Source organism: Polaromonas sp., from assembly GCF_018780625.1.
Taxonomy (GTDB): domain Bacteria; phylum Pseudomonadota; class Gammaproteobacteria; order Burkholderiales; family Burkholderiaceae_C; genus Polaromonas.
This window is the reverse complement of the sequence record NZ_JADMJK010000166.1, coordinates 18,115-29,035: the sequence shown is the minus strand read 5'-3', so window position 1 is coordinate 29,035 and position 10,921 is coordinate 18,115. Positions and strand designations below refer to the sequence as shown.

Genomic DNA, 10,921 nt, shown 5'->3' with positions numbered 1-10,921 from the left:
TCGTTGACCATGGCGGCCAGGTAGCGGCGCATGATCTCCTCGTTGCTGAAGGGGCGCGGCGTGGTGCCGGCGCGCTGGCGCTCGGCGTCGATGATGGCCAGCACCTCGTCGTCCGGCGTGCCGGCGCGCGCTCCTTCGGGGTACAGGTAATAGCCCCGGCCGGTCTTCTGGCCGAACCAGCCGCGCTCGCAGAGGCGGTCGGCAATCTGCACGTAGCGCGCCTCGGGGTTGCGCGTGGCGGCCTTGCGCTTGCGCGTGGCCCAGCCGATGTCGCCACCGGCCAGGTCCGCCACCTGGAACGGGCCCATGGGGTAGCCGAATTCGCGCGCGGCGGCGTCGACCTGGTAGGGCGAGGCGCCGTCTTCCAGCAGGTGGTCGGCGGTGGCGCGGTACACGGCCAGCATGCGGTTGCCGATGAAGCCGTCGCACACGCCGGCGCGCACGGGCACTTTCTTGAGCTTTTTGGCCAGGTCAAACGCGGTCGCCACGACATCGGCGCTGACCTGGGCGGGCACCACGATCTCCAGCAGCTTCATGATGTTGGCCGGCGAAAAGAAGTGCAGGCCCACCACATCTTGCGGGCGCGACACGCTGGCCGCAATTTCATCGATGTCCAGGTAGGAGGTGTTGGTGGCCAGCACGGCGCCGGGCTTGCACACCCGGTCCAGCTCGGCGAACACCGCCTTCTTGACGCCCATTTCCTCGAATACGGCCTCGATCACCAGGTCGGCCTGGGCCAGCGCGTCATACGAGGTGCTGCCGCTGAAGCGGGCCATCACGGCGGCCTTGGCGTCGGGCGTCATGCGGCCCTTGGCCACAAGACCGTCGTACACCTTCTCGACGTTGGCACGGCCACGGGCAATGGAGGCGTCGTCGCGCTCGACCATGGTCACGGGCAGGCCTGCATTGAGCACGGCCACGGCAATGCCGGCGCCCATGGTGCCGCCGCCGATCACGCCCACGCTGTCTATGGCGCGCGGCTTGGCGTTGCGCGTCTCGGGCGACTTGGCCACTTCGCGTTCGGCAAAGAAGGCATGGACCAGGCCGGCACGCTGCGGGCTGTCCAGGCACTGCAGGAACAGCTGGCGCTCCAGCGCCACGGCCTCGTCAAAAGGCAGGTCCAGGGCGCCCTGCACGGCTTCGATGATCTTGAGCGGCGAGAACAGGCCGGGCGTCTTTTTGGCCGTGTCGGCCTTCAGCGCCTCCAGCGCGGCCTGGCTGGCGGCCTTGTCTGCCAGGGCCGCGTCTGCCGCACGGGTGGGGCGCACACCGGCGCCGCTCGCGACCAGCGCGTTGGCATAGGCCAGGCCTGCCGCCAGCACGTCGGTGCCTTCGCCCAGCCGGTCGATCAGCCCGAGGGCCAGGGCTTCCCCGGCGCCCAAGTGGCGGCCGCTGAGCATCATTTCCAGCGCAGGCTTGACACCCATCAGGCGCGGTGCGCGCTGGGTGCCGCCGGCGCCGGGCAGCAAGCCCAGCAGCACTTCGGGCAGGCCCAGCCTGGCATCCGGCATGGCCAGGCGGTAGTGGGCCGACAGGGCCACTTCCAGCCCGCCGCCCAGCGCCGGGCCGTGGATCGCCACCACCACGGGCTTGCTGCAGGCTTCGATGCGGCTGCACAGCTCGGGCAGCGAGGGCGCCATGGGCGGTTTGCCGAATTCACGGATGTCGGCCCCGGCGATGAAGGCCCGGCCCGCGCCCACGATCAGCACCGCGGCCACGCCGGCATCGGCATCGGCCTCTTGCACTGCCGCCAGCAGGCCACGGCGCACGTCGACGCTGAGCGCGTTGACAGGGGGGTGGTCAATGCTCACCAGCAGCACGCTGCCCAGGCGTGAGGTGTTGACGACGGACGTGGTGGCTTCAGTGTGCATGCGCGTGTCTCCAGTTTCGTTGGATGGAAATTTATTCAACGCATTGTCACTGTGTAAAACTATCTTGACAATTGCATAAACAATTGACAGACTGTCAAATATTTTTATACAAAATCCATGGATCTCGCCTCGCTAACCCTGTTGGTCGACATCATCGACGCCGGCAACCTGAGCCAGGCCGCACGCAAGCTCAAGATGACGCGCGCCAACGTCAGCTACCACCTCAAGCAGCTCGAAAAGTCCGTGGGCGTGCAGCTGGTGCGCCGCACCACGCGCCGCGTCGAGCCCACCGAGGTCGGCCTGCGCCTGTACGCGCATGGCCGCAGCATCCAGAATGAAATGCAGGCCGCCCGCGAAACCATCACCACGCTGGGCCAGGGCCTGCAGGGCCGCGTGGGCTTGAGCGTGCCCAGCGGCTATGGGCAGATGGTGATGTCCGACTGGCTGATCGAGTTCAAGCGCCAGTACCCCGGCATCGTGCTGGACGTGTTGTTTGAAAACCGGGCCGACAACCTGCGGGACGAGGTGGACATTTCCATCCGCGTGATGCCCGAGCCGCCGCCCGCCCTGATTGCGCGTGAGCTGGGCAGCGTGCGTTACCTGGCCTGCGCCTCGCGCGCGTTTGCGCAGCAGCACGGCCTGCCCACCGCGCTCGACCAGCTGCGCACCACGCCGCTGATCACCTCGGGCGTGGTCGGCCAGCAGCTGCGCCTGCGCGCCTACCGGGGCGACGAACGCCACGAGGTCACGCTGGAGCCCACGCTGATTTCCGAGCACTTCCCGTTCCTGCGCCAGGGGATTCTGGCGGGCCTGGGACTGGGCCTGGTGCCCGACTATGTGGTGATGGACGCGATTGAATCCGGCGAGGTTCTGACCACCCTGGACGACTACCGCCTGAGCATTTTTGGCACCCGCATGTATCTGCTGTACATGCCCAACCGGCACCAGACACGGGCCGTGCGCACCTGCATTGAGTTTTTGCTGGACAAGGCACGCACCGACCAACATGACCATGAGGGCGCCCCGACGGTCCTGTAGCAGACGGGCCTGGCATTCCGTGTGCCCAGTCTGAAATGACCTGCGCCGGCCAGCGGTCGTGCTTGAGAAATCGCAAGCCGCCTTTTTTCCTGGCGTCCTACATTGGGTTTGTGCTGAAACCACTGCGGCGCGTAGCAGAACCACATATTTTCAGAAAGCCGACCATGCTGAACTCCTTGACGCAGACCGGAAGGAATATGGGCCATGAGATCCGTCTGGCCTGGAAAAACCTGTCTGAAGGCTGGTGCGAATGGCTCGGCCGGCGCAGCGAATCCCTTGCGAGTTTTTCCCGCCGCAAGGAAGAAGGCCAGGGTGACGTCAGTGCGCTGGCCACTTTGCCGCGCTGGAGCCTGCTGGCCGGGGAAGTGGAAGAAACGCCAACGGCTATCGTCGTGCGCATCGACGTGCCGGGCATGAACAAGGATGACTGCAGCATCACCCTGCAGGGCAACGTGCTGCAGTTGCGCGGCGAAAAGCTTTTTGAATGCGAAACGCATGACAGCGCTTGCCATGTCAGGGAGCGCGCCTATGGGGCATTCCAGCGTGACATTGCCTTGCCGTGCAAGGTCAATATCGACAAGGCCGTGGCGCGCTGCAAAAACGGCGTGCTCACGGTGCGCCTGCCCAAGGAGGGCAGCGGCGATGCCAAAGCCATTGCGGTGTCCTGAGCCGCGCCCTGTACCCGCGCAGGCGCCAGCCTTGAAACCCTGAACCGGATTCAGCGTTTTCAGAATTCAAAATTGGAGCGGTGATGACAAAACTACAGGTGGCGGTGATCGGTCTGGGGCGCTTGGGGCTGGCGTGCGCCGATGCCCTGCTTGACGATAGCGAACTGGCCCTGGCCGGTGTGGTGCGCCAGCCCGGGGCGCCCGCTGCCTTGCCCGGCCGCCTGCGGCGTTTTTCCGTCGCTTCGCATGTACGGGAACTGGAGGGCGTTCGTGCCGCACTGGTGTGCGTGCCCGCCTACGCCGTGTTGGGCGTGGCCCGCGAACTCCTGCAGGGCCGCATTCCCGTCGTGGAATGCGCATGTTTCGAGGGCCAGGCGCTGCAGGCCCACCACGCCGCGCTGGGCGAAGCGGCCGACCACCACCGCGTGGCGGCGGTGGTCGGTGCTGGCTGGGACCCGGGCGTTTTGCCGCTGCTGCGCAATGCCTTCGAGATGCTGATACCCCGTGGACACACCGTGTTTCATCGCCACCCCGGACTGCACCTGCATCACAGCGCGGCCGTGGCGGGGATTCGGGGCGTCAAGGGGGCGCTGACCGGGAAGTACCGCAGCGACAACGGCGCATCGCATTACGTGTATGTGGAGCTTGAGCATGGCGCCGAACTGGCGCAGGTGCAGGCGGCCATCGCGGCCGACCCGCTGTTTGCTGGTGAAGCCACGCAGGTGTTCCAGGTGGCGGATCTTTCAGAAATGGAAGATGACGACGGGCTGGGCGTGGTGCTGGACCGCCGCGGCCATGCCGCTCATGGTCCGCACCAGAGCTTGCTGCTTGAAGCGCGCTTTGACCCCACCGCCTTTTCGGCGCGCGTCATGCTGGATGCGGTGCGCAAGCTTCCCGGCTTGCACCGGGGCGCGCACCGCTATGCCCTGGGGCTTTGACCGGGCCGCCAGGGTTTCAGTTTTCAGCTGTAGGCCCGCACGACCTGGTACGCGCCGCCCCGCGCCGCCTGCGATTCCACCAGCACATAGCCGCTGACGGGCCAGTGCAGAGGTGGCCCCTTGGTCGACGGCAGGGGCGCCGTGGCGCGTCGCGCCAGCGTGAGGTGCGGCCGAAACGGGCGCTCCTCCACCGGCAGGCCCAGGCCTTGCAGCGCCTGGCCCAGCGCTGCGTGCAAGCGGATCAGTGGCGGCACAGCCGTGTCGGGCACCGCCACGCGCAGACCATGCGGCCATTGCTCGCAGTGGCTGAAGCGCAGTTCAAACGGTTGAAACGGCACGCGCAGCGCGCACGCCAGCGCGGGCCGTGTCTGGCGCGGCACAGAGCCCAAAAAATGCAGCGTCAGGTGCACCCTTTGCGGCGCCACCACACGGGCGCCCGGGTCGGTGGCGCAGACGCCGCATTGCGCGTGCAGCGCGCCGGCCAGATCAGGCTCCGGCCACAGCGCGATGAACAGGCGAGCGGTCTCGGCGCGGTCGTCCAGGCCTGGTTCGGTCTGGTTCGCTGGTGGCACCATAGCCATGAAAATTCCTGTATTTCAGTCAGCCCATTGGACCTGATGGGGGCTGTCTGGCGACTTGACTTTTCTCAAGATGAGCTGCATGACTTTCGCGGCATGAACGCCCGCACGCCCTGCTGACGCCGGCTTCCCCGGGTCCAACCCTGCGTGGGTTGATCTTTCGCAAGCCAGGACGCGCGTGAACAGGTTCAATCGTGGCACGGAACCGCAGCGCCCCAGGTGTGCACCAGATGGGCAGGCACGAAGCGCATGCACCCCCAAGAAGGACGCCGCATGCTGTTACCCATGCAAAACATAGTCGACGCACTGCAGGCACGCACCGGCGTGCCGTTTGCCATCGGGCTGCCCGACGGCAGCGACTACCGTGCCGGCCCGGGCGATCCGGCATTTACCGTCCTGTTCCGTTCTGACGCCGCGCTGTTGCAGTCCTTCACGCGCGGGCAGATGGGGCTGCTGGAGTCGTACTTTGACCAGAGCGTTGACGTCGAGGGCGATTTTGGCGCGGCACTGGCCGCCGGCATGCTCAGCGGCCTCGATACGCACGGCAAGGCCCTGACCAGCGTTGAGAACGGTTTCCATGAACTGCGCTACTCCAATCAAAGCCTGGCACAAGCCAAAGCCAACGCCCGCGCGCACTACGGCCTGGGGGACGCGTTTTACCGCCTGTGGCTCGACGATCCGCTGATGATGTACACCTGCGGCTACTGGCCCGAAGGCACGCAGACGCTGGAGCAGGCGCAGCAGCGCAAGATCGACCACGTCTGCCGAAAAATACAGCTTGGGCGCGGCGAGCGCTTTGTGGACGTCGGCTGCGGCTTTGGCGGTTTCATGTTCCGTGCCTGGGAAACGCTGGGCGCGATCGGCACCGGCATCAACACCACCACCGAGCAGGTGGACTGGTTGCGCGCGGAAGTCGCGCGTCGGGGACTGGACGGCAAGCTCAGCGTGCGCGAGGCAGATTTCCGCGTGGCCGATGGCCCCTACGACAAGGTGGTGTCGATTGGCGTTCTGGAACATGCGGGACGTGACCAGTTGGCCGCAGTGGTCCAGGCGCATGCCGACCTGCTCAAGCCCGGCGGGCTGGGCATGCTGCATTTCATTGGCCACATCGGTCCGCGCGAGACTGACCTGTTCATCCGCAAGCATGTCTTTCCCGGCGGCTGGATTCCCGGCTTGTCCGACGTCATCGTCGAGATGGAACGCTGCGGGCTGGAGGTGCTCGACATCGAGAACCTGCGCCGCCATTACGCCCTGACGCTGGACGAGTGGGCGCGGCGGTTTGAGCTGCAATGGAGCGCCATCCAGGCCCTCAACCCGCAGCGCTTTGACGAGCGCTTTCACCGGGTCTGGCGCACTTACCTGGTGGGCTGCGCCGAGATGTTTCGCTCGCCGGCGGGCTACACGCATTTGTTCCAGATTGTCTTTGGCAAGGGCAACGTAACCCGCACCAGCTACCCCATGAGCCGGGCGCACCTGTATGACGCCTGATGGCTTTGCCCATGCCAGGCGACGGGCCGAACTGGCCGCCGCCCTGCATGCCGGCGCGGCCGGCAGCGCGGCGCCGCTTGGTCTGGGCAAGCGCAGTTCCAACCTGTTTCGCGACCGCCACGAGGGCGCCAAACACCGGCTGGACCTGAGCGGCTTTTGCCATGTGCTGGACATTGACACCGCCGCCGGATGGGTCGATGTGGAAGGCCTGACCACCTATGAGCAACTCGTTGCGCAAACGCTGCCGCGCGGCGTCATGCCGGCGGTGGTGCCGCAACTCAAAACCATCACCGTGGGCGGTGCGGCGGCGGGCGTCGGCATCGAGGCCACGTCGTTTCGCCACGGCCTGGTGCATGACACCCTGCTGGAACTCGACGTGCTGCTGCCGGATGGCGAGGTGTTGCACTGCACGCCCGACAACGCGCACCGCGACCTGTTTTTCGGGTTTCCCAACTCCTACGGCACGCTGGGCTACGCGCTGCGCCTGCGCCTGCGCACCTTGCCGGTCAAACCCTACGTGCGGGTGGAGCATGTGCGGCACGAATTGTCCGGCCGATTTTTTGGCGATCTGGTCACGCAAAGCCAGGGCAGCGCCGACTTTGTCGATGGCGTGGTGTTCGGGCCGCAGCAGCAGGTCATCAACCGGGCCAGTTTCGTGGATGCCGCCCCCTGGCTCAGCGACTACAGCTTCAAGCATATTTACTACCGTTCCCTGCTGGACAAGCCGGTGGACTACCTGACGGTGCACGACTATATCTGGCGCTGGGACACCGACTGGTTCTGGTGCTCCAAAAACCTGTATGCGCAGCATCCGCTGGTGCGCCGACTGCTGGGAAAAGACAGGCTCAATTCCCGCACCTACACCCGTGTCATGCGCTGGAACGCCCGCTGGGGCCTGACGCGCCGCCTGGCCCGCTTGCGCGGCCGCTTTACCGAATCGGTGATCCAGGACGTGGACATCCCGATCGCCAGCGCGCCCGCCTTTCTGGAGTTTTTGATGCGCGAAATTGGCATCCTGCCGATCTGGATTTGCCCGGTGCGCGGGCCTGCGCCGGGCGCGGAGTTCACGCTGTATCCGCTGGCGCCCGGCAGCCTGTATGTCAACTTCGGCTTCTGGGATGTGGTGGAGACTGCCGTTGCGCATGAACCGGGTCATTTCAACCGGCTGGTCGAGCGCGAAGTGATGCGCCTGGGCGGCATCAAGTCGCTTTATTCGGACAGCTTTTTTACCCCGGATGCGTTTGCGCAGACCTATGCCATGGCGCGTTACCAGGCGCTGAAAGCCAAGTATGACCCGGCCGGGCGAATGCTCGGGCTGTATGAAAAATGTGTTTTGCGCGCCTGATCCGGGGAAGCCGTTGAAAAGAGGTGTCGCGCGATGACGAAGAAAAGCTTTCCCCTGTCCAGGGTCTATGGCCTGCTGGAGCCCGGGCCGGTGGTGATGGTCACCACCGCTGGCAAGGAGCGGGCCAACGTCATGACCCTGTCGTGGCACACCATGCTCGAATTCGAGCCGCCGCTGGTGGGCTGCGTGATCAGCAACCGGAACTACACCTTTGGCATCCTGACGGCGACCAAAGAGTGTGTGATCAACATCCCGACGGCCGAATTGGCGGAAAAAATGGTGGCCTGCGGGAACCACTCGGGCCGCACGGTGGACAAGTTCGAGGCCCTCGGCCTGACACCCGTGGCCGCGCAGTGCGTCAAGGCGCCCCTCATCGGCGAGTGCTACGCGAATCTTGAATGCCGGCTGGCTGATGACCAGCTGGTGGCCCCATACAACTTCTTCATTCTCGAGGTGCTCAAGGCGTGGGTGGACCCGGCGCAACAGCAGCCGCAGACCCTGCACCACCAGGGCAAGGGCGTGTTCATGGTTGCCGGCGAGACGATCCGGTTGCCTTCAAAAATGAAATAAGCCGCTTTTGCAGTCCCATCGGCCTGACGCCGGCCCCCTGGCACGGCGCGGGGCTTGAGAAATATCAAGCGGCCAGGACGCCTGCGTCTTAGAGTTGAAGTGTTCACCGGCTGCAGTCCGCTGGATGCCTCCGGTCCATTTCGGGAACTTGCGTCAGAAGGCCGCCCGCCTGCCAGCGACCTTCGGAGCAGACCCGTGGCAACCTCAACACAGGGGCACAGCAGCCTTGCAACATGACAGTGCCCGAACCGCTTTCGCTTGCTCCTTCAATTCCACTTGCGCCGCAGCAGCTTCACCATGCGTGTGACCCTGAACAATTCGGATTCCAGACCACGGCTGAGCTCGACAGCCTGACCGAGCTGATTGGCCAGGGACGTGCCATGGACGCCGTGCGTTTTGGTACTGGCATCGGCCATGACGGGTACAACATTTATGTGCTGGGCCCCTCCGGCATGGGCAAACGCAGCCTGGTCCAGCAGTTCCTCTCAAAAAAAGTGGAGGCCGAGCCCGAGCCGGCCGACTGGTGCTACCTCAACAACTTCACCCAGCCCCATAAACCCCAGGCGATCAGGCTGCCGTCGGGCAAGGGGGCAGAACTGTGCCACCACATGGCGCAACTGGTCGACTATTTGCGTACCGCCATCCCGGCGCTGTTCGAGAGCGATGAATACCGCGCCAAGGCAGGTGCCATCCAGGACGAGTTCAGCAAGCGGCAGGAAGACGCGTTCAAGGCCTTGGGCGCTGACGCCGGGAAGCAGGGAGTCGTCCTGCTGCGCACGCCGAGCGGCTTCGCCTTTGCCCCGACCCGCAATCAGGAAGTGATTCCACCGGACGAATTCGCCAAGTTGCCGGAGGAGGAAAAAGCAAAGATAGCCAACGCCATTGCCGGTTTGCAGGAACGGCTGGAGAAAATCCTGGGCCATTTGCCGCAGTGGTGGAAAGAGCGCAGCGAACGGGTCAAGCAGCTCAACCGGGACACCACGCTGTCGTCGGTCAGGAGCGTGATGGACGAGATGCGCACACGGTTTTCCGACCTGCCTGCGATCCGGAAATACCTCGACATCGTGCAGCAGGACATGGTCGAACATGCGGACGACTTTCTCAAGCAGGAGGAGTCCACCAGCCTCTCCGGCCTGACGATCGTCACCCGCGAGACCTTTCACCGCTACCAGGTGAACGTGCTGGTGACCAACGGCAAGCAGGTCGGCGCGCCCATCGTCAGCGAGGACAACCCCACCTACAGCAACCTGATCGGGCGGGTCGAGCACATTGCCCAGCTGGGCGCGCTGGTCACGGACTTCACCCTGATCAAGCCGGGCGCACTGCACCGGGCCAACGGTGGCTACCTGCTGCTGGATGTGCGCAAGGTACTGGTGCAGCCCTTTGCCTGGGACGGCCTGAAGCGCGCTTTGCAGTCGCGCGAGATTCGCATCGAGTCGCCGGGCCAGATGTACAGCCTGGTGAGCACCGTGTCGCTGGAGCCGGAACCGATTCCCCTGCGCGCCAAGGTCATTCTGTTCGGCGACCGTCTGGTCTATTACCTGCTGCAGCAGTACGACCCGGATTTTGGCGAGCTGTTCAAGGTGGCGGCGGATTTCGAGGATCGCATTGAACGCAATGCCGACACGCATCTGCTCTATGCCCGCCTGATTGGAACGCTGACCCGCAAGGAAAATTTGCTGCCCTTCGACCGCAGTGCGGTGGCCAGGGTGATCGACCACAGCGCGCGGCTGGTCGGCGATGCGCAAAGACTGTCCACGCACATGGCCAGCGTGTCCGACCTGCTCCAGGAGGCCGACTACTGGGCGCGCGAAACCGGCTATGCAGTGGTGGCTGCCCGCCATGTGCAGCAGGCGATCGACACCCAGGTTCACCGGCAGGACCGCTTGAAAGGCCAGTTGCACGAAGCCATTTTGCGCGGCACCTTGCTGATCGACACACAAGGGGCGGTGGCGGGGCAGGTCAACGGTCTTTCCGTGATCGAACTGGGCAGTTTCGCCTTCGCCCAGCCGACCCGGATCACGGCCACCAGCCGGCTGGGCGACGGGGAAATGCTCAACATCGAGCGCGAGGTGAAGCTCTCCGGCGCCATTCACTCCAAGGGCGTGCTGATCCTGTCCTCTTTTCTGGCCGCACGCTATGCGAGAAACCAGCCGCTGGCGCTTTCCGCCAGCCTGGTGTTCGAGCAGTCCTATGGCCAGGTCGAGGGCGACAGCGCTTCGCTGGCGGAGTTGTGCGCCCTGCTGTCGAACTTGTCGGATGTGCCTGTCAAGCAGTCGCTGGCGGTCACTGGCTCGGTGAATCAGCTGGGCCAGGTGCAGGCGATTGGGGCCGTCAATGAAAAAATCGAGGGTTTCTTCGACATCTGCCTGGCGCGCGGACTGAGCGGGGAGCAGGGCGTGTTGATTCCTGCCTCCAATGTCAA

The 10,921-nt window shown here is 64.9% G+C and carries 9 protein-coding genes; 7 read left to right on the top strand and 2 right to left on the bottom strand.

What is annotated here, in order from left to right; translation table 11 throughout:
• A partial coding sequence (locus tag IV091_RS13420; RefSeq protein WP_293469540.1) for a 3-hydroxyacyl-CoA dehydrogenase NAD-binding domain-containing protein occupies positions 1 to 1,871 on the bottom strand: 1,871 nt, incomplete at its 3' end.
• 117 nt (positions 1,872 to 1,988) lie between these two features.
• Between IV091_RS13420 and IV091_RS13415 the strand changes: the two genes are divergently transcribed.
• From IV091_RS13415 to IV091_RS13405, 3 genes are all read left to right on the top strand, one after another.
• Positions 1,989 to 2,909 carry a LysR family transcriptional regulator gene (locus IV091_RS13415; RefSeq protein ID WP_293469538.1) on the top strand — a complete coding sequence of 307 codons (921 nt, stop codon included), beginning with the start codon at positions 1,989 to 1,991 and terminating at the stop codon, positions 2,907 to 2,909.
• A gap of 164 nt (positions 2,910 to 3,073) precedes the next feature.
• Positions 3,074 to 3,577 carry an Hsp20/alpha crystallin family protein gene (locus IV091_RS13410; protein WP_293469536.1) on the top strand — a complete coding sequence of 168 codons (504 nt, stop codon included), beginning with the start codon at positions 3,074 to 3,076 and terminating at the stop codon, positions 3,575 to 3,577.
• Between the two features lie 83 nt (positions 3,578 to 3,660).
• Positions 3,661 to 4,515 (top strand): hypothetical protein, encoded by an 855-nt coding sequence (locus IV091_RS13405; RefSeq protein ID WP_293469534.1) that lies wholly within the window; start codon positions 3,661 to 3,663, stop codon positions 4,513 to 4,515.
• Positions 4,516 to 4,538: 23 nt separating this feature from the next.
• On the opposite strand, the gene thpR is transcribed toward IV091_RS13405, so the two are convergent.
• Positions 4,539 to 5,096 carry an RNA 2',3'-cyclic phosphodiesterase gene (gene thpR / locus IV091_RS13400; protein WP_293469532.1) on the bottom strand — a complete coding sequence of 186 codons (558 nt, stop codon included), beginning with the start codon at positions 5,094 to 5,096 and terminating at the stop codon, positions 4,539 to 4,541.
• Between the two features lie 282 nt (positions 5,097 to 5,378).
• On the opposite strand from thpR, the gene IV091_RS13395 reads away from it, so the two are divergent.
• From IV091_RS13395 to IV091_RS13380, 4 genes are all read left to right on the top strand, one after another.
• Positions 5,379 to 6,581 carry a cyclopropane-fatty-acyl-phospholipid synthase family protein gene (locus IV091_RS13395; RefSeq protein ID WP_293469530.1) on the top strand — a complete coding sequence of 401 codons (1,203 nt, stop codon included), beginning with the start codon at positions 5,379 to 5,381 and terminating at the stop codon, positions 6,579 to 6,581.
• The gene (locus IV091_RS13390) at positions 6,571 to 7,926 is read left to right on the top strand and encodes an FAD-binding oxidoreductase (protein ID WP_293469528.1); all 1,356 of its coding nucleotides are present in this window, start codon (positions 6,571 to 6,573) and stop codon (positions 7,924 to 7,926) included. The genes IV091_RS13395 and IV091_RS13390 overlap by 11 nt, the downstream gene beginning before the upstream one ends.
• A gap of 33 nt (positions 7,927 to 7,959) precedes the next feature.
• Positions 7,960 to 8,496, top strand: a complete 537-nt coding sequence (locus tag IV091_RS13385) for a flavin reductase family protein (RefSeq protein WP_293469526.1) — start codon at positions 7,960 to 7,962, stop codon at positions 8,494 to 8,496.
• 233 nt (positions 8,497 to 8,729) lie between these two features.
• Positions 8,730 to 10,921 (top strand): Lon protease family protein (locus IV091_RS13380; RefSeq protein ID WP_293469524.1); only part of this gene is annotated, 2,192 nt, incomplete at its 3' end.

What these genes read in the sequence shown, in the direction of transcription:
- IV091_RS13410 (WP_293469536.1), top strand. Translation starts at nt 3,074, where the DNA reads ATGCTGAACTCCTTGACGCAGACCGGAAGGAATATGGGCCATGAGATC.
- IV091_RS13390 (WP_293469528.1), top strand. Translation starts at nt 6,571, where the DNA reads ATGACGCCTGATGGCTTTGCCCATGCCAGGCGACGGGCCGAACTGGCC.
- IV091_RS13395 (WP_293469530.1), top strand. Translation starts at nt 5,379, where the DNA reads ATGCAAAACATAGTCGACGCACTGCAGGCACGCACCGGCGTGCCGTTT.
- IV091_RS13385 (WP_293469526.1), top strand. Translation starts at nt 7,960, where the DNA reads ATGACGAAGAAAAGCTTTCCCCTGTCCAGGGTCTATGGCCTGCTGGAG.
- IV091_RS13405 (WP_293469534.1), top strand. Translation starts at nt 3,661, where the DNA reads ATGACAAAACTACAGGTGGCGGTGATCGGTCTGGGGCGCTTGGGGCTG.
- IV091_RS13415 (WP_293469538.1), top strand. Translation starts at nt 1,989, where the DNA reads ATGGATCTCGCCTCGCTAACCCTGTTGGTCGACATCATCGACGCCGGC.
- thpR (WP_293469532.1), bottom strand. Translation starts at nt 5,096, where the DNA reads ATGGCTATGGTGCCACCAGCGAACCAGACCGAACCAGGCCTGGACGAC.